The organism is Shewanella sp. BF02_Schw, from assembly GCF_014596695.2.
Lineage (GTDB): Bacteria > Pseudomonadota > Gammaproteobacteria > Enterobacterales > Shewanellaceae > Shewanella.
In genome coordinates this window covers 1-25,191 of sequence record NZ_JABKAW020000010.1, presented here as the reverse complement: position 1 = coordinate 25,191, position 25,191 = coordinate 1, and the positions used below count along the sequence as shown (strand labels likewise).

Here is a 25,191-nt window from a genome sequence, read left to right as displayed (position 1 = left end):
AAGTGTTTAGGCTTTGCTTATCTGACACAAGCTAGACTTGGTCTCTTGCATTTGCGTTACGACATCATAACCATAGGTCATTACGGTATTGGCAGATTCGCCAATCACATAAGGCACGGTTCCTTCAGGGTAGTTTTTGGCTAAACTCTTGCCTTCAAATACGCCTGCAAAGTGGTATGGCATAAAACATTCACCTGCAATAACACGTGGTGTAACCATTGCCTTAACAGTAATTTTTGCACCTTCTGGACTGTGAACAAATACGTCATCGCCATCACGTAAACCGCGATCTGCAGCGTCTGCTGGATTGATCTCGATAAACATTTCTTGCTGCAATTCAGCAAGCCAAGGGTTACAACGGGTTTCTTCACCACCACCTTCGTATTCAACCAAACGTCCGGTTGTTACGGCTAGTGGGTAGTCGGTAGCAAAATCCTTGTCTTGAATTGTTTTATAAAGCGTTGGTAGACGAGCCACCATACGATCTTCATAAGTAGGGTATTTAGCCACTAAGTCACGACGAGGGGTATATAACGGTTCGCGATGCAATGGAATATCGTCAGGGAAGTTCCACACAATACAACGCGCTTTAGCGTTACCGTAAGGAATACAACCATGCTTAATTGCCACACGTTGAATACCGCCAGAGATATCAGTTTTCCAGTTTTTACCTTCAGCTTTGACTTTTTCTTCTGCTGTTAGGTCGTCCCACCAGCCAAGCTGCTTAAGCATGTCGGCGGTAAACTCTGGGTAACCATCTTCAATTTCAGAGCCTTTTGAGAAAGAGCCTTCAGCAAGAATGTTATTACCTTCGTGCTCCACACCATAACGCGCGCGGAAGTTACCACCACCGTCTTTCACTTCACGTCCGGTGCGATACAAGATTTGCGTACCCGGATGCTTGTTTTCAGGTGTACCCCAACATGGCCAAGGTAAACCATAGGTTTCGCCTTTAGCTGGGCCGCCGGGTGCTTCAAGTGAGTTAACGTCGAAGGTGCCCCAGTTTTCTTGGTGCATTTTCAAACGCTCAGGGCTTTGGCCTGTATAACCAATAGTCCACATACCGGTGTTAAATTCACGTGTAATGTCTTCCACTAATGGCTCATCGCCATTAACCTTGATGTGCTTACAGAATTGGTCCGCAACGCCCCATTTTTTGGCCAGTTTATACATGATGGTGTGATCAGGTAATGACTCAAATAATGGTTCGATAACTTGCGTACGCCACTGCAGTGAACGGTTGGAGGCTGAAACCGAACCGTAGGTTTCAAACTGAGTTGCCGCAGGTAATAAATACACTCCATCTTGGCGTTCGTGCATAACACCCGCCATGGTTGGGAATGGATCAACGACCACAATGGTATCCATTTTATTCAGTGCTTCACGGATTTCACGACCACGAGTTTCGGTGTTAACTGACTGACCCCAAAAGAACCCCAGACGAATATTGTCTCGTTGAGCAATCTTGGTTTTGTCTTCTAACACACCATCATGCCAACGCGAACAAGGAATACCCGCAGATGTTTGTGGCGATTGACCTAGGTATTCACCTTGGTCAAAACGCTCGGTGATCCACTTTGGTTCAAGGTCCCACACATTAGCCCAATGGTCCCATGCGCCAGACGTTAAGCCGTAATAACCAGGTAAGTTATCAAATAACAAACCAAAGTCAGTCGCACCCTGTACGTTATCGTGACCACGGAAAATGTTAGTTCCGCCGCCTTCTATACCCATGTTGCCAAGGGCAAGCTGTAAAATACAGTAAGCACGAGTGTTAGCATTACCAATGTGATGCTGAGTACCACCCATACACCAAACGATAGTGCCAGGCTTAGTTTCTGCCATCATTTTAGCGACACGGTACATTTGTGCTTTTGGCACACCGGCAATGTGTTCGACTTCTTCTGGAGTGTATTTTTTCACTTCTTCTCGGATACGTTCCATGCCGTATACACGTTGAGAAATGAACGAATCATCTTGCCAGTCGTTTTCGAAAATGTGCCATAGCAGACCATAAATAAATGGAATGTCAGTACCTGGACGAATATGGACATATTCATCAGACTTAGCCGCTGTACGGGTAAAGCGTGGATCAACTACGATGATTTTGGCACCGCGTTCTTTACCAATTAAAATGTGTTGCATCGCCACTGGGTGAGCTTCACATGGGTTAGATCCAATAAACATCATGCATTTTGAATTGCGAATGTCGTTAAACGAGTTAGTTTGCGCACCGTAGCCCCAAGTGTTTGCAACACCGGCTACCGTGGTAGAGTGACAAATACGAGCAGAGTGATCGACGTTGTTAGTGCCCCACATTGCTGCTAATTTGCGATACATATAAGCTTGTTCGTTTGAAAATTTAGCACTACCCATAAAGTAAACTGAATCAGGACCAGACTCTTGACGAATCGACTCCATTTTGTCGCCTACTTCATTGATGGCTTGATCCCATGATAGACGCTTCCATTTACCACCTTCTAGCTTCATTGGGTATTTTAAGCGTTTTTCACCGTGACCATGCTCACGTAATGCTGCGCCTTTAGCACAGTGTCCACCTTGGTTAAATGGATGATCGAACGCAGGCTCTTGCCCTGTCCACACACCATTTTGAACTTCAGCATACACACCACAACCTACTGAACAATGTGAACAAATAGTTCGTTTTATTTCGGTAGGTGCATTGTGCGGTACATCTTTAGCTTCTGCTTTACGCATCATACCTGCGCCAAGCATTGAAGCCGCTGCAATACCACCGGTCGCCAAACTGGCAGACTTGAGGAATTGACGTCGGTTAAGACCTAGGCCTGACTTTTCAGCTTTAGTGGCCGTGTCTGTTTTGCGGGTTAATCGCATCACACACTCTCCTTTGTTATTTGCTTAACGAAGCATAGTAATTGCGAATATGCTCAGTTTCGCGATAGTTATTACCCGTAGGCTCTTCTGTAGACGGTTTAGTGACTTGAGCAAGTGCGGGTGCACTGACACTGGCCACAGCACCTGCCGCACTGCCGAGCGCTAATGCTTTGAGCATTTGGCGACGACCCATGTCGGAAGCTTGCTTTTTCATATGGTCTCCTTGTTAAAATAAAGATGGGGCTAAATAAGCCGTCATCCAGTTTAGTTAATTTGTACAACCTCTTCTTCAAGCGGATCTAAGTCAGCACTACCTGGACAATTCACCGGAATATCCAAACTCAGTTGTTCAAATTCATTGGCTTCAGCGGTAAAAAATGCTTTAGCTAATTGCGCGACGTTTAGGTAAAAATTAGCACTAGGTGTTTTAGCCAAATTATCGCAAAAACGTATAATCCAACTGCCAATATGGCGTTGATAAAACGCTAATTGACGGTAACCTGGTGCTTCTAAAATTAAGCAGCCCATGACTTCGCATAATGCAGCGACATGATCTTCTGGTTCTTTAACATTCTCTTCACGTTCAAAGCCTAGTAGCATCAAGTCACTCCGCAATGCCGCTAAGGGTTTATCCATTAAAGAGCCAGTCATAAACCAGCTGCCATAAGGCATAATCTCACCACTGCCTACGCCTAAGAAAATGGCAAAGTATTCATCTTCTAGGGTGTTGGTATCACTATTTTCTGCTGCCAGTTTTAACGCATTCCATGCTTGACTCATGGTATTGCCATCCTCGGCCTCTACCTCTAAACCAGCTAAAAACTGTAATAACTCAGTATTGGGTTGGCGACGAAATAACGCAGCCAGCAACTGATATATATCGGCTCTTAACTGATCATTCTCACTTACTTGTCTTCCTGTTTCTGTCATAGGAGATCTCTTATTGCAATTGCTTTTCTGGATCGTCAAGGATGTCTTCAAACATGTCTTTTACACGGCAATCGCCACACATTTTCAAACGTTCAATATTGGCGCTAAACGCACTATGTTCACCTACCATCTCAATTATTTTTTTCACCATAGATTGGGTGGCAAATTCACTACCACATCGAATACATTCAAACGGAGGCTCATGTTTTAATACTTGAACTTGTTGTCTTGTAGACTGATTGAAGTTGATTTGAGGTAGTAAACTAATGACGTTTTCGGGACAGGCCGCTTCACATAAACCGCATTGGACGCAATCTTGCTCAACAAATTTAAGAGCAGGAGCGTCGCCGCCATCCTTTAACGCTTGGGTTGGACACGTTGACACACACGACAAACATAATGTGCACTTGTCACTGTTAATGCTAACCATACCGTAGGGAATATTCGTCATGGTTAACACGTCATCAACACCTGCAGCTTGACCATTTAGGTGGTCAATCGCTTGGAACATAATATTGCGTTTTACATTGGTATTAGGTTCGATAGCGTTCAAGGTCATCGGCATTATCACTGGCCAAGCTAAACTAATGGCTAGCGCCTCATCTAACTGGGTTAGCTCTGACGGGGTAATTAAACGAATCCGTTGTGGCTGTCCCATTTGGTCGAGTATGCGATTGGCTAATGTAGACTCACCTTTAAGCATTTGCAGTAATGTTGGTGCCGTAACCGGAGTGTGTAGAATTAAAATTTCGCGTGCACCATTGGCTAATGTAGCCAACCAATGATCAATACTTGCTACAGTGATTTCTTCCATTGCAACAGGTAACACGTCACCGCTTAGCTGCTCGTTAATCCATTCTGCGCCAGCTTCATTGTCATGAAATAATATTACTGGGGCAGTTTGCGCTTCTTGACGATAACGACTAATTAACTTTTCGAGGTAAGTATGCAGTGAGGCTGGGGTTGGTAAATCATAGCTTAGCGCCCCAGTTGGGCATGCATTAGTACAGCTGCCTGCGCCATGACAAAGATAAGGGTCAATTTCAATTTTATGTGCAACGCTACTAATGGCATCAGCAGGGCAAAAGTTTAAACAACGATTACAACCGTTTAAACCGTGTTTATCATGAGCGCAAATATCGCTGTTAACTCGGACATAGCGCGGTTTATCAAACTCACCGATTAACTCTGGAATACTGGCAATCGCATCGGCAAGTAAATCGCTGTCTTGGCCGACATAAAAGTAACCAGGAGGAAGCATTTCAAGGTTAATGCATGGGCTGTGGCTTAAATCGAGCACAATATCAAAGTGCGCTTGGCGTATGGCGACCACACTTAGTTCGGTAATACCGCTTTCACCTTCAACTTTGACCTGAAACTGGCCTAAAAAACCTTTTACGCTGGCCAATTTATTGTAATAACTTTCAACATCAGTGGCAGCATTCATCACCGCTTCAAGGTGAGTTTCATCTTGGTTAGTGATCGCTTCATTGGCTAAAATGACTCGGCTTGCCATTGTGGACAATTTGTCCGCAGCTAAACGCGCGAGATCTTCAGGCCCAATAATAAGCACATGCCCCTGGGTGATATAGCTAACAGTGGGCGGAATTAAATTTTGCAAAATCTGCGTATTCGCCATCACCTGTTGTCGTGCTTGTTTCAGCTGTGGCTGGTTTTTTCTTATACTCATTGCGTTCCCAATTATCGGTTTTTATACCTCATTAACAGTGATAGCTCAGTTCACTGTTCACGCTTATTGCACGTAATAGATTGACATTAACTTGTTCTAAATCTGTAACTAACGACTTTTATTTATGTCATATTCATCTTGTGACGGTGTCGTTATTACGCTTTCGCCTCATCACTGGCGACAGCTTGCTTTATCAGATCATCATCCTGGTAAAGCGGTTGTTCTGCTTGCGATAACGCCGCAATCGTTGTTGCATCATTATCGGCTAAATCGATTGAGTCCTCTTCGGCTATCGAGTCGGTTTGTTCGGCTAATTCGTTTGGTGCTAATTCAGCGGGGTCAGCTAAGTCAGTTGGCGCTAAGTCAGCATCTAATTCTGGCTCAGGCTTTTCTTTTTCAATGACATATCGAAACACTTTACTGGCCAACTCTGCAGATACATCCGCTGACAATAGCGGTTGATTGGTATAATCCAATGCATATTCAAGCAGCCCATCGATATGACCATATTGTGGCTGTTTCCATAATGCTCGTAGCGCAGCAGCTTTAGTCGTTGGGTCGACACTTTTGGCCATAAAGCGGGCAAAACTGCCACCTACTTCAATCGAGTTTGGGTCTGGTAATGCTTCTGGCTCTGCCACCTCATCCGCATCTATAGCGCTAACGTCTTCGATTGGTTCAGCTGTTAGTATGTTGAAGTCATCAGGCTTTTCTTGTGCCTGTTGCAACAACTCTTCTTGTTTAGCCTCTTCAGCAACCCGCTGACGCCTAATTTCCCAACGGTTAAGAAGACCTTCTGCTTTATCGCTCATTGCATATTTCCAGAGCGATTCGCGCTCGGCCCTTCATTTTTACGGCGGTTCACATGCTTGCGTCTATGAGCGCTGATTTCCACTTCGCCGTGACGAGTGATGAATGCCTCTATCCAACAGGCAATGGCGCTAGGCATGGGAATATTGAGCACTGGAGTATCTGATTCTAGGCAACCGGCACTCACGTGTTGGTCGGCAGAGATCATCGCAGGCACCCATGTGCCATCAATCAATTCATCGCACACAATAAAGAGTGTTGCATTATCCATATCGAGATTGATGCGATAACTACCACGTTGATCTTTGTACAATTCCAGTGGCACCAAAACAGAATTGTCTGGTTTCTGCTCTGTTGCTGGAACCATTTGATCCAGCTCCCAGCGAACAGATGTCCAGCGCCCTACTTGGGTTTGAACCTTTTTCAATGAAACATACATTGGCCAAATCGTGTCGGTGTGTTGCATGGTAATGCTTACCTCTGACATGAATATGTGTATTGAAATACACTTGATTGATTTGTTTATAACTAAAATAGGAGCAAAAATGATGCCAACTAAAAAGTAAAATTAACTTTGAACTAGATCCCGAAATCCCTCCTAAGAATAGGACAATATGTCCACAGTGCAATTTTAGGTGGGACATTAATACGCGCCAAATTCATTGAATTTGTGAAGATTTGCGCCAGATCACGCTTAGACAAGTTGTTTTCAGTTTAAGGAATAATAATTGCTATGATCATCAAGTGTTGAAGCAGGCAAACTCTGCCTATTCTTTCAATCTATGAATGACCCACTAAGAGGCTATCTCGCTTATGACTCAATCTGTTTCAGCCACATCTTTGCAGCGCAATGCAATAAAGTTTGTTAAAACCAACACGCAGGTTCCGCTCACCATTGCAGTTAAAGCCATCAACGAACAAGGCCAGGTCGTCGATAAATTTGTCGCTTGCGAACGACCATTAACCGTATATTTAAATTGGCGTCCTATCGTAACCTTAATGACATTGGGGGCTAAACCAGAGTCACTCACTATTGGCTACTTAAAAAACCAGGGGTTTATTAGCGAGTTAAGTCTATTAGAGTCGGTTATCGTTGATTGGGAAGTCAGCTCAGCGGCGGTGATAACCCAAGAGATATCTGAAGATATTGAGCAGAAATTGGCCGAAAAAACAGTGACGTCCGGTTGTGGCCAAGGCACTGTTTACGGTGGATTTTTACAAGGCTTGGATGAGATTGATTTACCTACTCCATCACTCAAACAATCGACTATTTATGCCTTACTCGGCAATATCAATGCTTATAATGAAACCTACAAAAATGCCGGCGCTGTGCATGGTTGCGGAATATGCCAAGACGAACAAATTTTAGCATTTGTTGAAGATGTTGGCCGCCACAATGCCGTTGATACGTTGGCGGGAGATATGTGGTTAGATCAGCAAACGGGACACGATAAGATTTTCTACACTACAGGCAGATTAACATCAGAAATGGTCATCAAAGTCGCCAAAATGGGCATACCAGTATTGTTGTCACGCAGCGGCGTTACCCAAATGGGCCTAGATTTGGCCAAACAAATGGGCATTACCTTGATAGCTCGTGCTAAAGGGCGACATTTTTTGGTGTATCACGGCAGTGAAACGATTGAGTTTGATGCCACTAAAGATTAAGCACGTAATGTGGCCCATTGTTGGCGTATTGCTGGGGCTAAAAAGCTCCACGCTAAAATACGGGTCGCTTTATTACCTTGTGTCATCTCGATAGTTTTTACTTCCACAGCATTAAGCTGTTTAAGTAGTTGATAACAAGGTTTGAGATTGTCCGACTTTGACACGAGTGACGTAAACCATAGCACTTGGTTGGCATAATCATGGCTTTGCTTGATCATGTTGGCTAAGAATTTTTGCTCACCACCATCACACCATAACTCGGCTTTTTGACCGCCGAAATTAAGCGTCGGTTTAGCCTGACTAACCGCTAACTTACGCGATTGTTGACCATGTTTTTGTTGCTGGCTTTTGGCTAAATTTTTGACTTTCCGTAATGAACCTTCGGAAGCTTCAGCGAGTGAGCGATGAAACGGTGGATTACACAAGGTGACATCAAACCGTTCATCTGCAGTGATGATATTCTTAAATATATGCTCCGGTTGCGGCTGTAATCTTAACTGTAAATGAGTGGTAATCTGGGCGTTTTGCTGAGCAATTTTAGCAACATTGTCGATAGACACAGGATCAATATCGGACGCCACAAATTGCCAACCGTAGGCTTGAATACCCAGCAATGGATAAATGCCATTGGCACCAGTGCCGATATCTAACCCTCGAATACTTGCCCCTTTGACTACTTTGCCTTTAACCGCTAATAAATCAGCAATGTAATGCAAATAGTCTACTCGTCCTGGTACTGGCGGGCATAAATATCCTTCAGGAATATCCCAACCATTAATGTGATATTCGCTCAGCAATAATGCTGCATTAAGGCTTTTTACCGCTTTTGGGTCAGCAAAATCAATGGAAGGATTACCATAAGGATTTGGCCGAACAAAAGCGGCTAGTGCTGGCATAGCAACGATCAATGCAGCAAAGTCATAACCCTGTAGATGGGCATTACGCGGATGCAATGATTTTGATAACACAGGCTTGTTAGGCTTCACAGAAACAGGATTAACCTTGGTAGCGGATCGGCTTGGCGAGCGCTTAGCTGCATTATGCTTGGCTCGCATCGGAGGCGTTGTTGAGCGAGTCATTAATCGTATAAATATTTAGTAAATAATAAGTTAACCACAATAGAGCGACCGACTTCTTGTTCCATAAGGCGGTTGACGGTCTCATAGCATTCACGGCGGATCTCTTCACGACCAGATAAGGATTTAACCTTTTCTTCTGACTGATTACCCAAAATTTCAACAATGGCCGAGCGTAATAAAGGATCATGATGTTCTAAGCTCATTAAATCGTTCGGATCTTTTACCATCAATTCGACACTGATTTTAACAAAACCTAACTTTTTACGGTTAGAAATATAGTTAGTCACAATATCAGGCTCAAAACCGTAATAAGCATAATCTTCGAGGGCTGGTTCATCAGCTGCATGGACATTAAATGCGAAACAACACAGCATAACTAACGTTGAAACCAATTTTTTCATAGTGAGAGACACCCTTTCAATGTGGAACGTTAATTAAATAAGCCATCGTGCCCACTCCCTAAGAGTGTTTGCTCATCTTTGACATGATAGACTACTGCCGTTGAGATATATTGTAACGAGTTTTAGATGAACGTGACCAGTATTAGCTTTCCTTATGGTGAATCAATTCATTGGTTTTCGCCACAAAAGATCGATTCATTGCCTCATAGTCAACTTAAAGAGTGGCTATTAGCAACCGGAAGTTTGACCCAGCGCCTCAAGACACACTGCAAACACTTTGAAGTGAAAGTGTTAGGCGAGCATTTACTTGAGCCTCTAGCAGATGAATTTCCTGCTCAAACTAACCCTGTTTGGGTCCGCGAAGTATTATTGTGTCTTGACGGCACCCCTTGGGTATTTGCCCGCACACTGATCCCACAGACTATTTTAGGCACTCAATCCCCTAATAATCAAAATGCTGATGATAAACATAATGATTTTACTCGCCTTGGCACCCGACCTTTAGGTGAGTTATTGTTTAATAGCCTAGACATTACTCCCGGCAATATTGAAGTCGCTCAGTTTGAAACCTGTGGCCGTTTAGCAGCACTAGCCACCAGCTTAAATCAACAGGTTAACAGTAGTTTATGGGGGCGTAGACGTTACTTTAACTTGCACGGTTCACAGCTTATTGTTAGCGAAATATTTCTGCCTGCGGCTGTCGATTATATCAATCAAAGCACTTAAGGTTAATGCTACTCAGCATCTTGTAAACCTAACTCAATAATCAAAATAAAAAACGTCCTTATGGGCGTTTCTGTTGTTTGCTACGAGAGATTAAACTCGTTTGCGCTGATAGCCCAATAGACCGAGCATTAATACACTTAACCACCCCAAACTACCACCGCTACTACCACTATCTGTTGTGGTTGTGGTTGTGGTTGTGGTTGTGGTTGTGGTTGGGGTTGGGGTAGTCACTGCCACTATTGGCGACGATACTGTGATTGTTTGACTGGCTGTCGACTCGTTACCCTGAGAATCTGTGGTCTTTAAGGTAATAGTATAACTGCCAGCGGCTGTATAGGTATGACTTGGGTTTTGAGCGGTACTAGTATTGCTATCGCCAAAATTCCATTGATAAGTCAAGTTACCAAAACCTTGGCTGGAGGTGTTTGTCAGAGCCACAGTTAAGTTCGTCGGTAATAAAGTAAAAGCAGCTATTGGCAGAATAACCACTCGGACGACGTCGGTTGCTGTCACGGTATTACCCGCGCCATCGGTAACAATAACACTGACGTTATAATCACCCGATGTGGAATAAGTATAGCTAGGGGCAGTATCGGTACTGGTGGCATTATTCACGCCAAACGACCATGTATAAGTGTAATCAGTGCCGCCACTCACGACCACATTAAAACTAACATCTGCACCGGTTGCTTGTGCATTAATGTCGGCGACAAGTGTCACCGGTGGTAGCACGCTGCTGTCAGACAAAGCAAATTCAACGGTTGCAGTACTGCTGTCTGTTGCTTGCTCTGTGACTTGCATGGTTAGGCCTAACTCAGGCAATATCAGCCCAGCCTGTGGTTTTAGCGGCGCGCTGTAATCACGATTGTCGTCAAATAGCGGCTCGGCGGCTAAGTGGCTATCACCACTGTATGAACTTTGAGCAAATAAGCTAAATGCTGCATCGCGAATTTGCACATCAGTAGATTGACTGCCAATCAAATTTTGGTCTGCATCGACCACGCCAATTAACCCTTTTCCAGGATGTTCTGACACATTGTTATCGGTTTGATTAAAGTTTTCTAACCATAACAGCACACCGGGTTCGTATTTGTCATAAACCAGCCCAGCGTCTACACCTTGGTGGCTGCGTAATTGCACAATGTAACGTCTCGCTTTACCAGCAAGACTGTCTTCAATTCGGCTAAAACCGGATAGCGTTGCAATGCCGCTTGATTCGGCGCCATCGATATAAAATGCCGTGCCTTGATTAGTTAATTGAATATCATCAATCGCCATACCATAATCACCAACGGCCTCATCGGTTTTATAGACCACGCTGATTTGCACATCACGACCGGCATATGCACTCAAATCAAATATTAGATCAACCCAGGCATCGCTTCCATAAGCGGTACTAATGTCGCTCGATTTACCGCTAATAGAGTGTTTTACCGTAGGGTAAATTGAATTTGTACTATTTGTGTAGTTACCTTCTATAGCAACGCTATCAACCAACACCTGCACATAATCATAATCGTCTTCAATGTCCCAATGGGCTTGAAATGATAATGCTAATGGCGTATCTAATGGTAAGGTCACATCAAATGACATGGCATTATTGATCATATTACCCTGACCCGAATAATACTGATATTGACCCGTTAGTGGTGCTTTAAAAGCAACAGCCTCAGCGGGTAGTGCTATAGATAGCTGGTTTACGGCATCAGTATTGACGGCATGGTTAAGTTGCACAGCGGTACCGCTACTGGTTAAATCGGCCAGAGATATATGCTGCTCATTAACCCACTTACCCTTGTATTTTTGCTGTAAGAAAGATTTTGCATACGGGCTAAATCCACTTGGTTGAGCACCAGCAATGCTACCCGTCCAGCTACCGCCAGACATCAACGACCAAGCACCTACAGGTGAACCATCACCACTATTAGTGGTGTCGTACTCATCTGGTAAGCCTAAGTCATGACCAAACTCGTGGGTGCATACTCCAGCCGCTGCATCGATTGGCTGCACGGTGTAACCGAATACCTTAAGGGAGCGACCAGGAATAATATAACCATTGGTATTTGAATCGACATAAAAACGATGCGACCAAATGGCATCCTCACCCAATACTCCACCACCAGCTTCTTCACCGATGCTTGAATGAAACAGCATCACGTGATCGATAATACCGTCTGCTTCATCATAATTACCGTCGCCATCGATATCGAAAGGGTCTTCAATATCATAGCTTTCAAGTTCAGTATCACTCATACCGCTTACTGCTTTGGTGACGGCTTCTTTTACTAGCTCAGGTACTGCCTTGTCATTTTCATCAACATCATTACCACCGTAATAAGCGGCATTGTTGTCTGCGGTTACCCAGTCTTGCACTTGGCCAGTAAAATAAAAGCTATTACCCGACACCGCCTGAAAATACTGATAAGCCGATTGCAGGGTTTGATTACTTGGGCCTGTAAAACCGGTTTTTGAAAATAGCAGTTGCTGATAATGTGATGTTGGGTAGCTGCTGTAATACATGTCAGTATCACCCACCTCAAGCTGGTTAGCATCGTGAGGTAAATCAGGAAAGTCCACCAGCACAGCTAACACCTTTACCGTTTTAGTAATATCTTGATCGGCTAAAACTTTATTATTTGCTGCGGCATATTGAACACTTTTAGTGTTTTTTTGCGCTGAGCGTTTAATGCGTAATTGTTCCGCTTTCACTTCAATGGCAGCAGGTTTAAAAGTAGCATTTCGACCACGGCTTACAAAAGCATCTACAGCAGCTTGTTTTTCAGCTTCGCTGGCATCAGCACTCACTTCGCCGCGTTTAATTAACCAATACAATACTTGTTGTTCATTAATTAGCCCTGCATCTGCAGGTGTACCTGTTTGTGGAGCAGCAACAGCCATGCTGCTACATGCAAGCAATAAAGATGAAACGGCTAACCCTTGATATTTAGTCAACTTACTCATTACGACTTACCTGTATTTGGTGTTGGTTTATGGCATTTTTCAAATGCTTTTTGGCGTTTAGTTATATAATCAGCAACAATTTTATCTATTTGTGCTTGATCCATGTCCGCGGTGATGAGCCCTTTCTTGCGCAAATTTTCAGTTAATTTGGTGCGATCACGTAAAGGTGGCATCGCACTCGGACCACAATCTTTAATTAATGGTTTGGTTACCACTACAGTGGCTGCTTGTTCGTCTACCTTTGATGCTGCTGACTGATTTTGACACCCTTGCAAGGTCATAAAAACAAGCCCCAACATGACGATAATATATTTCATAATTCACCCCAAACAATAATTACATGACATTAACAGTTGCAACCACAGGGTTACAATTAAATTAGACATTCTTTAATGTAAATAAATCTATTCGATTAAAAATTAATACAAATGGCTATTAACCCAGCGCCTAAAAGCAGCAAGCCGACTCTGTTGAGTCGGCTTGCTGCAGTTACTTGGCACCATGTTTATCTATAACAATTTAGCTTAATTTACCGTGGAGTTGATATAATTTGATATTCCATCCAGTAACATTTGTACTGATATCATCACCAATACCATCCCCATGAGTCGCTCTACCGCGATTAAGCCTTTCTCACCAAGGATACGAGTAAACAACTTATAGAACATTAAAATAACGGCACTCATGCCCCATGCTGAGACCAACGCAATAGTCCAATCGGTCATGCGGCTGCTATCTGTGTGCGCCAATAGTATCAAGGCCGCTAGAATAGATGGACCAGCCATTAGCGGGATAGCCATCGGAACAATAAAAGGCTCTTCACCAGCGGCTAATCCAGCCACGCCCCCCGGCGAAGGAAAGATCATTTTAATCGCGATTAAAAATAAGATAATGCCGCCCGCAATGCTAACGGATTCAGAACGTAAGTTCAGAAAGTTAAGAATAGCTTCACCAGCATACAAAAACGACAACATGATAACCAACGCAAACAGCAGTTCGCGGATTAAGACTTTACGGCGTTTTTTGGGATCAATATGCCGCAATATGGAAGCGAATATAGGTAAATTACCCAGCGGATCCATAATCAGGAACAACATGACGGCTGCAGAAAAAATATCCATGGACAACAATCTTTTAATTAACAAAATATGGGCTACATTGTATACCCAACGCAGTAACATAAGCGATGAAAACAGCCAGTTTATTGATGATTACAAGGCGTTAGTTGTTAATAATAGTGAATAATGCCTCATCAGAAATAGCCACATACACTTACCAAAGTGATGACCTGAAAAAGGTTTTTGGCTTTAACGTCAATGACTAGATCTGCATTCTCTATAGGTTCTAAGTAAATTTTTCAGCTTGAGATATTCACACGCTACAATACTGGTTTAAAATGGTATACTGCGTTGTTTTTTTCGATTTATTTCTGGATAACATGCTCTATCTAATCGCTAGCTGTATTGCACTGCTGTTTGGGCCACTTTTTTATCGCTTCTTTTCATCAGGTAGCGGATTACAAAAAGGCCTAGATGGATTTATATTCGTCTCCCTTGGCGGATTGGTGCTCATTCATATTTTGCCAGAACTGTTGGAGCATGGTGGGTTTATCACGCTATTGTTTGTCATGCTTGGCGTTTGGGGCCCGACAGCCAGTGAAAAACTGTTTCATCGATATTCAGAAATCACCCACAACATCACCCTCACACTCGGCATTGGCGGACTATTACTACACACCATTACAGACGGTGGAGCGATGGTATTGGCACAACAAGAGGGTAATTCGACACTTCTAGCCTTAGGCGTGATCATGCACCGCCTACCTGTTGGCGTCGCTATTTGGTGGTTACTCAAACCTCAAGTCGGCACTCGATGGGCTAGCGCCGTTTTAGCTGCAATGATGGTATTAACCAGCGTCGGCTACTTTGCTGGCGAACATTTGTTAACTCAATTAAGTCTTGAAAACACGGTTTACTTGCAAGCCTTTGTTACCGGTTCTATTTTACACGTGGTATTACATCAACCTCATGGTCATCAACAAGAAGACAAGCAAGGTCAATATCAATACCAAGCAGGCATTGGCAGCCTATTAGGTTTAGGGTTATTAGCCCTACTGCTACTGATGGATACTGGTGGCCATGAACACGCTCATAAAGACCATGGTTCAGAGCAATTCGTTAGTTGGTTGCTGACTATTTCTCCTATTTTATTAGGCAGTTATTTTATCGCCACCGCTAGGTTTGCTGCTGGATTACGCCCATCTCATCCTTCCCTAGGGTTACGTTGGTTGCAGCGTCTAGCGGGTCCTGAAGCATTGTTAATTACCTTATTACTATTGGGCCCTTGGTTTGCGCTTTACCAAATATTGGGGCTATTAGCTATTGGGGCACTAATGACGCTGACAAAAGTTGATATAACAGATCCGCACCCAACACTTTCTGAGTCACCTTGGCGCTTTGGCTTTAGCCAATTAGTCGACCGAAGTGCCCCCTGGATTATCCTTAGCTTAGTATTAGCAAACCTAATAGGTCATCCCTCTGTTCCGCTTGAGAACCCCGCATTACAGGTATTTATTTTGCTATTAGTCTTTTTACCGATGCGTTTTTGTAATTTAGGCACGGTAATTTTGGCGCTTGCCTTGGCTTACAGTGGTTGGAGCCAAATTGCAGTGGCATTTACTTTACTCGCTGCGCCGGTACTCAGCATCGGCCAGTTGAAGTTAATGAATTGGAAACAAGGACTCATGTTAGGCGGGATTTTACTGGTAGGATTAATGGTGGCAGATCAACTCACTCTGAGCTCATCATTAACATTACAGTTACCTGAGGCGGCCAATATACTTGGTCTAGTGGCAATCGTTTTATTGTTTGGCGCCAGCTTATTGCGACTTGGACCTCGAAAATTTTTAAGCCGTTTGATGATCAACCTAAAATCAGCACCACATAGCCATGACCACGGCCATCATTCAGACACCAAAGCTGCACATCATCACGAGTCAGCTTCGACACATAAGCATCATCATTAATCATAATCGATTTATTAGGTTATGATGGCGGTGTCGATACTTTTAAGGGGCAGTCATGTGTATTTTATTTATTGCCGTTGAGGCGCATCCAGATTACCCCTTAATTGTCTGTGCTAACCGCGATGAATTTCATCACAGAGCAACCGAACCCGCCTATCGTTGGGCAACAACACCAATCATTATCGCAGGGCAAGATAAACAAGCCGGCGGTACTTGGTTAGGAATTAATGAACAGGGTCAATTTGCTGGGCTAACCAATATTCGAGCAATCGAACAGCAAGATGGCGTTCGCAGTCGTGGAGAGTTAGTCGTTGACGCGCTAACCAAACAACACATCAATAGCCAATGGTTAACTGAACACTCGATAAACTACAATCCGTTTAATTTAGTCTTCGAACAGCACAATCAACTCCATTGCTTTAACAGTAAAACCTTAACGACCACTTTGCTTAAGCCTGGTTTTCATGCTGTGAGTAACGGTGCGCTGGATGATATATGGCCTAAAATGGCTAAAGGTCAGCAACAGCTACAAAGCTATATCAAACAAATGCAATCACCTTGCATAGACCAATTACTCAATATCATGCGCGATACTTCTCAACCCAAAGATCAAGATTTACCTCAAACAGGCATTAGTCTTGAGTGGGAGCGACGTCTATCATCTATTTTTATCGAACATGAGGAATACGGCACTCGTTCAACGAGCATTGTGTTGAAACACCGCAGCGGTAAAGTACAACTTACTGAAGTGAGATACGATGGTAAGGCGCGCAATTTAGGCTCTCAACGTTTTAACCTTGGCTAGAAACCAGCCTTACTTAAATAATCGCCAAACACAAACTGTGACCTGCTGCACAGTCTGGTCATTATTTCATATCAGCTATCGCTAAACCTCACTAATCACCATAGGCAACATTCATTTTTACAACCTAGATCAAGGTTATTTGATCACGAACATTGCATACTTCGCCTGTTGCTAATTTACTCCCGGAGGACACGCCTTGAAGCAGCCCACTCAGATTAGTTGGGATCAGTCGATGATCGAAAAGTACAATTACAGCGGTCCCCGTTATACTTCTTACCCGACCGCACTAGAGTTTGACGATGCCTTTACTGAGCAAAATCTACTGACATCTATTAAAAACAGTAAGTCAGACAAACTGTCGCTATATGTGCATATTCCTTTTTGCGCCAAGCTTTGCTACTACTGTGGTTGTAATAAAATTATTACTCGCCACACACACAAAGCAGATCAATACATTGAATATCTGGCCACTGAAATTATTAAACGCGCCCCATTATTCAAAAATTATACCGTAACCCAAATGCATTGGGGTGGCGGAACACCGACATTTTTAAGCCCTGAACAAATTCTTAAACTGACGGCACTAATTAAACAACACTTTAATTTTGCTGACGTGGGTGAATACTCAATTGAAGTTGACCCGCGAGAGATAGAACTCAGCATGTTAGACACTTTAAAAGAAGCTGGGTTTAACCGGGTGTCTATTGGTGTTCAAGACTTTAATAAAGAAGTACAAATTGCCGTTAACCGTGAGCAAGATGAACAATTTATTTTCGACTTAATTGCCAGAGCTAAAGAACTCGGTTTCGTGTCCACTAACGTTGATTTAATTTACGGTTTACCGCTGCAAACGCCAGAAACCTTTGCAAAAACCATTGCACGCATTATTGAGCTATCGCCTGATCGTCTATCGGTCTTTAACTATGCACATTTACCATCGCGTTTTGCTGCACAACGTAAAATTAAAGAACATGATATGCCTGCTCCACAACAGAAATTAGATATGCTTCGCCAAACGATAGAATCGTTAACAGATGCGGGTTATCAATTTATTGGTATGGACCATTTTGCCAAACCCAATGATGAGTTGGCAAAGTTACAAAATGCCGGCAAATTACATCGTAATTTCCAAGGGTACACAACCCAAGAAGAATGTGACTTGCTTGGGTTAGGGGTATCATCTATCAGCCAAATTGGCGACTGCTATGCCCAAAATCAAAAAGATATTCGTCCATACTACGAATCTATTGATGCTAATGGTCATGCATTATGGAAAGGCTGTAGCTTAAATCACGATGATGAAATTCGTCGCGCGGTCATTAAACAGATTATCTGTCATTTTGATTTAGACATGGATAAAATTGAACAAAAGTTTGCTATTAACTTTGATGAATATTTTGCTGAAGATCTAAAACTGTTGCAAACATTCATTAATGATAAATTGGTTGATATCACAGACCGCAAACTTACCGTTAGCACGACCGGTCGTCTACTTATTCGAAATATCTGTATGTGCTTTGATGTATATTATCGTCAAAAAGCTCGTCAGCAACAGTTTTCAAGGGTTATTTAACTCACTATTTATGCAAAGTAGAATACAAAAATAGCCAGCATTTGCTGGCTATTTTTTTACTCACATTCGCCATTTACTTCGCTTTTTTAGCGTATAACGCTTTGCGGTCACTGTCAGACATAAAGGCCATTTCAACCCCATTACGTTGCAATGTCGCCAGTTGACTATCACTGAAACCCATTTCAGATTTAACCACACGATATTCATGAGCGATATCAATAGCACTCACTCCTGGGTCATCGGTATTAAGACCAATTAATACACCAGCATCCATAAATTTACGCAGTGGATGAACATCGTAATCTTGAACGGTAGACGTATGTAAGTTGCTAGTTGGACATGATTCAATTCCAATACGATGCTTGGCCAAATACTCCATCAACTTCGGATCATGAATCGCATTCACGCCATGCCCAATTCGGGTTGCACCCAGTACGTTAATGGCTTGCCACATACTTTCAGCACCCGCGGCTTCACCAGCATGAGCGGTAACTTGTAGCCCTGCATCTCGAACACGCTTAAAGTGCTCAGTAAACAAATCGCCTGGGAAACCAAGTTCATCGCCGGCTAAGTCCATCGCCACAATGCTGTCACGATGAGCGAGTATGCCTTCAAGTTCTAAGCGGCATTTTTCTTGTCCAAAAGAACGCGACATAATACCAATGAGGTTAACGCTAATATCCTGCTCTTTTACACCTGCACGTACACCATCGATGACGGCTTCAACGACACCTTCAATGGGCAGATTATGATTCATCGCCATGTAATAAGGGCTAAAGCGCAATTCAGCATAATCTAACCCTTGCGATGCTGCATCAATAACATTTTCATAAGCAACACGCTTTACAGCATCTAGATCAGCTAATACCGCGACCATCCAATCTAGTTTCTTCAAAAAATCGACTAGGTTGTTCTCTTTCCCTTGGATTTGCACAAATGGCGCAAGCTCTTCTAGCGAATTAGCGGGTAACTGAATACCGTGTTGGTGGCCTAATTCCCAAATAGTTTTTACATTAACATTACCGTCTAAATGTCGATGCAAATCAACCAACGGAATGGTTTTATCTATCATAATTAACCCCTATAAACTTACCCTGCCATTAGTTTAATTTTGTCGGTCAGAGAATCGTATTCAGTTTAACATGTATTTATACAAATTCTGATGGCCAATGTTTTTTTCTGGAATCTACCACACTAAAAAGCAAACGCTAATTTGGAATGTGTTTTTTATACTTAAATCGGGCATACTCTAATGCTAACAAACAGATTAAACCATAAAGGACTATAGATGCGCTTGCTGATCCTACCTGCACTGATAATGTTAAGTTTATTGGGTTGTAGTAGCTATTCAACCACGACTCAGGTTGATACCCCAATCACTGGCCAACAAACGCAGATAGATAGAGATTTACAAGCAATTATAGACCAGAGTTGGGCGGTTAATTTAGCTTACTCACCGGAGTTAGCCGCCAGTTTAGGAGATGCATCAGTAGCTGCAAAGCTTGACGATTTATCTGCAGAAACATTAGCAGAAAAGAACCAACAGACGCTCAAAATTCTCCATACACTTAAGCAGCTTGACCGGAAAAACTTATCCAAATCAGATGTCATCAATGCTAAGATTTTGCAAGACCAGCTACAAAACGAAGTCGACATGTATCGGTTTCATGACCACTATTTACCGATAACAGCTGAAAGTGGTTTTCATGCTTATATTGCGTCTATTGCTAAAGCTCGCTTCAATAGTATTGAAGATTATCAGCACTATTTAGCTAAACTTAAGCAATTACCACGCTATTTCGCCCAACAAACATATTGGCTCAAACAAGGCTTAGCCAGCGGTATTACCCCAGCAAAAATCACCCTGAATGGGTTCGAAGACAGTATTAGCGCGTTTATTGTTCCGGTTGAGAGCAGCGGCTACTTTACTCCGTTTACCCACTATCCTGACCATTTTAGCGCAGCAGAAAAAAATATGCTGACCCAGCAAGGTAGAACAATCGTAGAACAAATCGTGCTTCCTCTGTACCAAAAGTTTTATGATTTCATGACTCAAGAATATATTCCCAACGCACGAATAGACATCGCGGCTTCGGCTTTACCAGATGGCGCTGCGTTTTATCAAAACAGAGTTGAGTATTACACCACGCTGCCGATGACAGCTGAACAAGTCCATCAACTTGGATTACAAGAAGTTGCTCGTATAAGATCAGAAATGGAGCAGGTAATTAAAGATGTTGGCTTTAAAGGCAGTTTTGCTGATTTTTTAATGTTTTTACGCACGGATCCACAGTTTTATCCTAAAAACGCTGATGAGTTACTTAAAGAAGCAGCATTTATTGCCAAAAAAGCAGATGCCATGTTGCCTAAGTATTTCGGCAAATTACCGCGCACACCTTATGGTATTGCACCGGTACCTGCTGAAATTGCGCCTAAATACACCACAGGGCGCTACTCGGGTTCAAACCGTGACGACGAGCCTGGCTATTATTGGGTAAACACCTACGCCTTAGACAAGCGACCACTCTATGAGCTTGAAGCTCTAACCCTACACGAAGCAGTGCCTGGGCACCATTTACAAATATCACTCAATAAAGAACTCACTGACTTACCTAATTTTAGACGTTACAGTTACATCTCTGCATTTGGTGAGGGTTGGGGCTTATATTCAGAATATTTAGGCTTAGAAGCTGGGTTTTATCAAGACCCATACAGTAACTTTGGCCGGCTAACCTATGAGATGTGGCGTGCGGCGCGTTTAGTCGTCGACACCGGCATGCATGCTAAAGGTTGGAGCCGCCAACAAGCGATAGATTTTATGGCCGGTAATACTGCACTTTCAATGCACAACGTTACCACTGAAATAGATCGCTATATTTCCTGGCCTAGCCAAGCGTTGTCATACAAAATTGGTGAATTAACCATAAAACGGTTACGGGCTAAGGCTGAAAAGGCATTAGGAAAAAACTTTGATATCCGAAAGTTTCATGATGCCATTTTAGAAAATGGTTCTATCCCAATGTCGGTATTAGAACAAATGGTTGATGAGTTTATTGCTAGCCAAAAGGCGATAATAAAACAAGCAAGCACCTGATAATCAGACAGATAAATACATCGAACACACAATACTTTAGATATAAATGAGCTGGCTTAATAACTATGCATTACATGAAATTTTCATCAGAACTAAAGCTCGATACCAGTGAGCAACGACACTTTTGGCAACAAGTACACCAATCGAGTTTCGGTACTGATGACGGTATTAATATTGCCTATGCGATGATCCAACATCCAAACAATCAGCGCGCAATCGTGATAAGCAATGGCAGAGTTGAATCCTATATAAAATATCAAGAATTGATGTTTGATTTATACCAACAAGGATTTAGCGTTTACGCTTTAGATCATCGAGGACAAGGGTTATCAGACCGGCTGACACACAATCCACATCAGGGTTATGTTGCCAACTTTACCGATTACACCGAGGATTTAACTCAATTTATTGAGCAGGTCGTACGCCAACAACAGCATGATGAGCTATTTATCATCGCTCACTCAATGGGATGCACCATTGCCAGCGATTACATTAATCAACACCCAAATACGTTTACGGCAGCAGTCTTCTCTGCTCCAATGTTTGGTATTCGATTACCGTTTACAAAACCCATCATTCGGTGGCTAGCACAAAAGCTTGATACTAATCGTCTGGAAGCAAATAAAGTACACAGTACATTTGTAATAGGGGGAACTCATTACAAACCAGACAGCTTTAAACGCAACCGACTCACTCATAGCCAACAACGCTATAAGCACTATCGCAACATCTTTGAAGAAACCACTAAAGCACAGTTAGGCTCACCGACTAACCATTGGTTACTAGAGGCAATGGATGCAGCGGAGAAATGCATTGACTACGCTAAGCACAGCCAAACTCCGATACTAATTTTGCAAGCTGAAAGAGACACTATTGTCTGCAATGAGGCGCAAAACTTAGCACTAAGTACTCATTGCCATAAAGTCATTATTGAAGGCGCATATCACGAAGTGTTCATCGAAAAAGATAACATGCGTAATATCGCCCTATCTCATACCATTGACTTTATTGCACAACACTCAAGGATAACTGTGTCTTAATTAATTGAATAATGTCGTCATGTGCTAATGGGCGGCTGATAATATAGCCTTGAAACCAAGTACATTTTGCATGGGTCAGTAAATTGAGTTGCTGCTTATTCTCGACTTGTTTAGCCACTACAGGGAAGTTTAACTTAGTGGCAAACTCAACAATGGCATTCACTATGTTAAAGGTTTCAGGGTTATATTCTATGTCCTCAATATAAACAGCTGCTAACTTCACTTGTGAAAAACGAATACCTTGTAATAAATGGACCGCGCAAGAACCTCCACCAAAATTATCCATCGCAATGTTGACACCAAATCGTTGTAACTCAGCTATTTTGTTTCTGGCAACATTAGCGTTCACCACGAATACATCTTCAGATAATTCGAACTGAAACAATGCAGGAGAGACATGTGCTGCATTGATTCGGTTCATCACTACGTTTACAAAATGATCTTGATGAAAGTGACGTGAAGATACATTTAATGACATTAAAGGAACTGTCGCATTTGCCTGTTGCAGTGTTTGAATAAGTTCACAGACTTGATCTAATGCCCACAGCTCTAATTCAAAGATACAATCAGACAGTTCAGCTGACGCAATAAACTTACGAGGGCTAATATATCCGTACTGTGGGTGATACCAACGCATTAGTACTTCAATGCTATTGAGCTGCCCGGCCTGATCAACAACGGGTTGATAAACCAATGACATCTGCTTGTTCTGGATAGCCAGTTTCAACTCGTTTTGTAATTTGAATGGTTGCACTTGATTCTGGTCTAATTCCGGTTGATAAATAGCGCAACCATTAGAGCGACTATCTTTTGCTTGCTCCAGAGCGCTATCTGCACGGGCCAATAATATTTGAGGTTCTAATGACTCAATACCATCAAAAACAACTAATCCGATCCGAGCTGAAATTGATAAGTTTTGCTCTGAAATGGTGTAACCGCGGCCAATTAACTGCCTCACTTCACTTGCCAATGCTAATGCACGTTTACTTGCTTGATCAATTTCATTACCAAAATTTTTGGCTAGAATAACGAACTCGTCCGCGCCAAGTCGAGCAACCAAACCAGCACTAGAAAATGTGCCAGATAAGCGTGCTGCTATCTGCATTAATAATCTATCACCAAGTTGATGACCCAAAGCATCATTAATTAATTTAAAATTATCTAAATTAATCATAAGCAGTGCAGAAAACTGACCAGTCTTGCGGCTAAGAACCTGTAAATCATAGAGCTGATCGGCTAATACATCACGATTAATTAAATCCGTAAGACCACTATGACCCTGTTTATCGGTTGTAATATGTTGGCTTTTTACATCACCAGAAACATCTGTTATTGTGCCGATAATTCGTAATGGTCGTCCTAATTCATCCCACTCAACTATTTTGCCACGATCTAGAATCCAAATATATCGTCCATCTTTATGACGTAAACGATGCACACTTTCATAATATTCATGTTGATTACTGATGTAATTCTGTAAGGTATTTAATACCTGCGCCTTATCATCACGATGTAAACGCGACTCCCAAACAGAATAATCATTATCGAGCTCATAAGGTTGATAACCTAGGATATCTTTCCAACGATCAGAAACAAACACATCGCCAGTAGCAATACACCAATCCCAAATACCATTACGAGCCCCCTCAACCACAAAAAGCCAACGTTGCTCTGCATCATTGAGGCGTTTTTTACTGCGAGATAACCGCCCATTAACCTGATTCAAATAATCGCGTAAGTTAACTAGTTCGGTCGATGTGCACACGATATCAGTATTGAAATCAGGAGAATCGAGGTTTTTAGCGGCTTGGCTTAATTGAGTTAACGGTCTAATCAGTAAGTAATGCAGCATGACACAGAATAAAGACAACAATAGAGCACCAATCCCCCATATCTCTATAAATCGCTTTAACAGACTATCAACCGCTTCTGATAAAATATTGGCAATGTCATATTCTAGATAAATAAGCTCTACAGAATTTGAATAACTATAACGAGAATTAGCATTAAGAGGATAGTAAGCCTGAATCGATAAACGGTCCAAATTCACCTTTAAATAAGGTTTATTATTGGTGATAACAATTCTATGTAAATCAGCAGAATAACCTTCTAGCACGTTAGTGGCATTACTTTCTCGCCAAATAATATGATTAGCGAATTGAATTTCGCTACTCGAATCAAGTATCACATACACCATCATGTTTTGATCTGTTGAAACTAAAGCAACCTCCTGCTCTATTCGTTCTAAATCATGCGTCAACAGCGATGATTCAACGACATGCCGCATTCGAAATAAATCTTTCTGTATTTGCTCTGACTGTCTTAATGCAAGCTGATCATTTAGCTCTGCATGCTCATAGAAATACTCCCCACATACCAAGCCAAGGTAAAGGATAAAGATACATGCAGGAACAAGTAGAGACAGAGAAAGTTTTGGCAACCGAGGCAAAATAGACCCACCCAATTAAATATATGAGATATGCTAGCGGTAATCTTATCAATAAGTAAAGAAATAGTTATGAATCCTAATAGC

General features: G+C 42.5%; 20 protein-coding genes. 7 read left to right on the top strand and 13 right to left on the bottom strand.

Going from position 1 to position 25,191, the window contains the following annotated elements:
* Positions 1 to 6: 6 nt before the first annotated feature.
* The 6 genes from HNW13_RS22495 to HNW13_RS22470 form a co-directional block, all read right to left on the bottom strand.
* Complete coding sequence (locus tag HNW13_RS22495; RefSeq protein ID WP_192116502.1) at positions 7 to 2,856, bottom strand: formate dehydrogenase subunit alpha; 2,850 nt, start codon at positions 2,854 to 2,856, stop codon at positions 7 to 9.
* Positions 2,857 to 2,872: 16 nt separating this feature from the next.
* Positions 2,873 to 3,070 carry a twin-arginine translocation pathway signal gene (locus HNW13_RS22490; protein ID WP_011635548.1) on the bottom strand — a complete coding sequence of 66 codons (198 nt, stop codon included), beginning with the start codon at positions 3,068 to 3,070 and terminating at the stop codon, positions 2,873 to 2,875.
* Between the two features lie 50 nt (positions 3,071 to 3,120).
* Positions 3,121 to 3,786 carry a molecular chaperone TorD family protein gene (locus HNW13_RS22485; RefSeq protein ID WP_011635547.1) on the bottom strand — a complete coding sequence of 222 codons (666 nt, stop codon included), beginning with the start codon at positions 3,784 to 3,786 and terminating at the stop codon, positions 3,121 to 3,123.
* Positions 3,787 to 3,796: 10 nt separating this feature from the next.
* A complete protein-coding gene (locus tag HNW13_RS22480; RefSeq protein WP_192116471.1) occupies positions 3,797 to 5,476 on the bottom strand; it encodes a 4Fe-4S binding protein in 1,680 nt (559 codons plus the stop codon).
* 155 nt (positions 5,477 to 5,631) lie between these two features.
* Entirely contained in the window at positions 5,632 to 6,288 is a 657-nt protein-coding gene (locus tag HNW13_RS22475; RefSeq protein WP_192116470.1) for a DUF3306 domain-containing protein, read from the bottom strand.
* Positions 6,285 to 6,752 (bottom strand): DUF3305 domain-containing protein, encoded by a 468-nt coding sequence (locus HNW13_RS22470; RefSeq protein WP_192116469.1) that lies wholly within the window; start codon positions 6,750 to 6,752, stop codon positions 6,285 to 6,287. The genes HNW13_RS22475 and HNW13_RS22470 overlap by 4 nt, the downstream gene beginning before the upstream one ends.
* A 347-nt stretch (positions 6,753 to 7,099) precedes the next feature.
* Between HNW13_RS22470 and HNW13_RS22465 the strand changes: the two genes are divergently transcribed.
* Positions 7,100 to 7,954 (top strand): formate dehydrogenase accessory sulfurtransferase FdhD, encoded by an 855-nt coding sequence (locus tag HNW13_RS22465; protein WP_162021982.1) that lies wholly within the window; start codon positions 7,100 to 7,102, stop codon positions 7,952 to 7,954.
* On the opposite strand, the gene rlmF is transcribed toward HNW13_RS22465, so the two are convergent.
* Positions 7,951 to 9,033, bottom strand: a complete 1,083-nt coding sequence (gene rlmF, locus HNW13_RS22460) for a 23S rRNA (adenine(1618)-N(6))-methyltransferase RlmF (RefSeq protein WP_192116468.1) — start codon at positions 9,031 to 9,033, stop codon at positions 7,951 to 7,953. The genes HNW13_RS22465 and rlmF overlap by 4 nt on opposite strands.
* On the bottom strand, positions 9,033 to 9,434 hold the full coding sequence (locus HNW13_RS22455) for a flagellar basal body-associated protein FliL (protein WP_101087457.1): 402 nt from the start codon (positions 9,432 to 9,434) through the stop codon (positions 9,033 to 9,035). Before HNW13_RS22455 ends, rlmF begins: the two co-directional genes overlap by 1 nt.
* A 126-nt stretch (positions 9,435 to 9,560) precedes the next feature.
* Between HNW13_RS22455 and HNW13_RS22450 the strand changes: the two genes are divergently transcribed.
* On the top strand, positions 9,561 to 10,160 hold the full coding sequence (locus tag HNW13_RS22450) for a chorismate lyase (protein ID WP_192116467.1): 600 nt from the start codon (positions 9,561 to 9,563) through the stop codon (positions 10,158 to 10,160).
* Between the two features lie 90 nt (positions 10,161 to 10,250).
* On the opposite strand, the gene HNW13_RS22445 is transcribed toward HNW13_RS22450, so the two are convergent.
* The 3 genes from HNW13_RS22445 to HNW13_RS22435 all read right to left on the bottom strand — a co-directional run bounded on the left by HNW13_RS22445 (position 10,251) and on the right by HNW13_RS22435 (position 14,242).
* A complete protein-coding gene (locus tag HNW13_RS22445) occupies positions 10,251 to 13,121 on the bottom strand; it encodes an immune inhibitor A domain-containing protein (protein ID WP_192116466.1) in 2,871 nt (956 codons plus the stop codon).
* Positions 13,121 to 13,438, bottom strand: coding sequence for a hypothetical protein (locus tag HNW13_RS22440; protein ID WP_102036395.1), 318 nt, complete (start codon positions 13,436 to 13,438; stop codon positions 13,121 to 13,123). Before HNW13_RS22440 ends, HNW13_RS22445 begins: the two co-directional genes overlap by 1 nt.
* Before the next feature lie 207 nt (positions 13,439 to 13,645).
* Positions 13,646 to 14,242: a YhgN family NAAT transporter gene (locus HNW13_RS22435; protein ID WP_041412685.1), complete on the bottom strand. Its 597-nt coding sequence runs from the start codon at positions 14,240 to 14,242 to the stop codon at positions 13,646 to 13,648.
* A gap of 317 nt (positions 14,243 to 14,559) precedes the next feature.
* Between HNW13_RS22435 and HNW13_RS22430 the strand changes: the two genes are divergently transcribed.
* The 3 genes from HNW13_RS22430 (at position 14,560) to hemN (ending at position 18,524) form a co-directional block, all read left to right on the top strand.
* The gene (locus tag HNW13_RS22430; RefSeq protein WP_242445170.1) at positions 14,560 to 16,146 is read left to right on the top strand and encodes a metal transporter; all 1,587 of its coding nucleotides are present in this window, start codon (positions 14,560 to 14,562) and stop codon (positions 16,144 to 16,146) included.
* Positions 16,147 to 16,201: 55 nt separating this feature from the next.
* Positions 16,202 to 16,951 carry an NRDE family protein gene (locus tag HNW13_RS22425; protein WP_059745304.1) on the top strand — a complete coding sequence of 250 codons (750 nt, stop codon included), beginning with the start codon at positions 16,202 to 16,204 and terminating at the stop codon, positions 16,949 to 16,951.
* Between the two features lie 196 nt (positions 16,952 to 17,147).
* Positions 17,148 to 18,524: an oxygen-independent coproporphyrinogen III oxidase gene (gene hemN, locus HNW13_RS22420; protein WP_192116465.1), complete on the top strand. Its 1,377-nt coding sequence runs from the start codon at positions 17,148 to 17,150 to the stop codon at positions 18,522 to 18,524.
* 73 nt (positions 18,525 to 18,597) lie between these two features.
* Here hemN and add read toward each other — a convergent pair whose 3' ends face one another.
* Complete coding sequence (gene add / locus HNW13_RS22415; protein WP_101087463.1) at positions 18,598 to 19,596, bottom strand: adenosine deaminase; 999 nt, start codon at positions 19,594 to 19,596, stop codon at positions 18,598 to 18,600.
* Between the two features lie 216 nt (positions 19,597 to 19,812).
* Here add and HNW13_RS22410 point away from each other — a divergent pair, with 216 nt between their 5' ends.
* Together HNW13_RS22410 and HNW13_RS22405 are read left to right on the top strand one after the other, a co-directional pair.
* Positions 19,813 to 21,618 (top strand): DUF885 domain-containing protein, encoded by a 1,806-nt coding sequence (locus HNW13_RS22410; RefSeq protein ID WP_192116464.1) that lies wholly within the window; start codon positions 19,813 to 19,815, stop codon positions 21,616 to 21,618.
* A gap of 65 nt (positions 21,619 to 21,683) precedes the next feature.
* On the top strand, positions 21,684 to 22,658 hold the full coding sequence (locus HNW13_RS22405; RefSeq protein WP_192116463.1) for an alpha/beta fold hydrolase: 975 nt from the start codon (positions 21,684 to 21,686) through the stop codon (positions 22,656 to 22,658).
* Here the strand turns inward: HNW13_RS22405 and HNW13_RS22400 are convergent.
* On the bottom strand, positions 22,624 to 25,107 hold the full coding sequence (locus HNW13_RS22400; RefSeq protein ID WP_192116462.1) for a GGDEF and EAL domain-containing protein: 2,484 nt from the start codon (positions 25,105 to 25,107) through the stop codon (positions 22,624 to 22,626). The genes HNW13_RS22405 and HNW13_RS22400 overlap by 35 nt on opposite strands.
* Between the last annotated feature and the right edge of the window lie 84 nt (positions 25,108 to 25,191).

Excerpts from the sequence above, each read along its gene's own strand:
- HNW13_RS22430 (WP_242445170.1), top strand. The coding sequence starts at position 14,560 with ATGCTCTATCTAATCGCTAGCTGTATTGCACTGCTGTTTGGGCCACTT.
- HNW13_RS22450 (WP_192116467.1), top strand. The coding sequence starts at position 9,561 with ATGAACGTGACCAGTATTAGCTTTCCTTATGGTGAATCAATTCATTGG.
- HNW13_RS22470 (WP_192116469.1), bottom strand. The coding sequence starts at position 6,752 with ATGCAACACACCGACACGATTTGGCCAATGTATGTTTCATTGAAAAAG.
- HNW13_RS22440 (WP_102036395.1), bottom strand. The coding sequence starts at position 13,438 with ATGAAATATATTATCGTCATGTTGGGGCTTGTTTTTATGACCTTGCAA.
- rlmF (WP_192116468.1), bottom strand. The coding sequence starts at position 9,033 with ATGACTCGCTCAACAACGCCTCCGATGCGAGCCAAGCATAATGCAGCT.
- add (WP_101087463.1), bottom strand. The coding sequence starts at position 19,596 with ATGATAGATAAAACCATTCCGTTGGTTGATTTGCATCGACATTTAGAC.
- HNW13_RS22475 (WP_192116470.1), bottom strand. The coding sequence starts at position 6,288 with ATGAGCGATAAAGCAGAAGGTCTTCTTAACCGTTGGGAAATTAGGCGT.
- HNW13_RS22435 (WP_041412685.1), bottom strand. The coding sequence starts at position 14,242 with ATGGATATTTTTTCTGCAGCCGTCATGTTGTTCCTGATTATGGATCCG.
- HNW13_RS22485 (WP_011635547.1), bottom strand. The coding sequence starts at position 3,786 with ATGACAGAAACAGGAAGACAAGTAAGTGAGAATGATCAGTTAAGAGCC.
- HNW13_RS22445 (WP_192116466.1), bottom strand. The coding sequence starts at position 13,121 with ATGAGTAAGTTGACTAAATATCAAGGGTTAGCCGTTTCATCTTTATTG.
- HNW13_RS22490 (WP_011635548.1), bottom strand. The coding sequence starts at position 3,070 with ATGAAAAAGCAAGCTTCCGACATGGGTCGTCGCCAAATGCTCAAAGCA.
- HNW13_RS22465 (WP_162021982.1), top strand. The coding sequence starts at position 7,100 with ATGACTCAATCTGTTTCAGCCACATCTTTGCAGCGCAATGCAATAAAG.
- HNW13_RS22495 (WP_192116502.1), bottom strand. The coding sequence starts at position 2,856 with ATGCGATTAACCCGCAAAACAGACACGGCCACTAAAGCTGAAAAGTCA.
- HNW13_RS22480 (WP_192116471.1), bottom strand. The coding sequence starts at position 5,476 with ATGAGTATAAGAAAAAACCAGCCACAGCTGAAACAAGCACGACAACAG.
- HNW13_RS22425 (WP_059745304.1), top strand. The coding sequence starts at position 16,202 with ATGTGTATTTTATTTATTGCCGTTGAGGCGCATCCAGATTACCCCTTA.
- HNW13_RS22410 (WP_192116464.1), top strand. The coding sequence starts at position 19,813 with ATGCGCTTGCTGATCCTACCTGCACTGATAATGTTAAGTTTATTGGGT.
- HNW13_RS22405 (WP_192116463.1), top strand. The coding sequence starts at position 21,684 with ATGCATTACATGAAATTTTCATCAGAACTAAAGCTCGATACCAGTGAG.
- HNW13_RS22455 (WP_101087457.1), bottom strand. The coding sequence starts at position 9,434 with ATGAAAAAATTGGTTTCAACGTTAGTTATGCTGTGTTGTTTCGCATTT.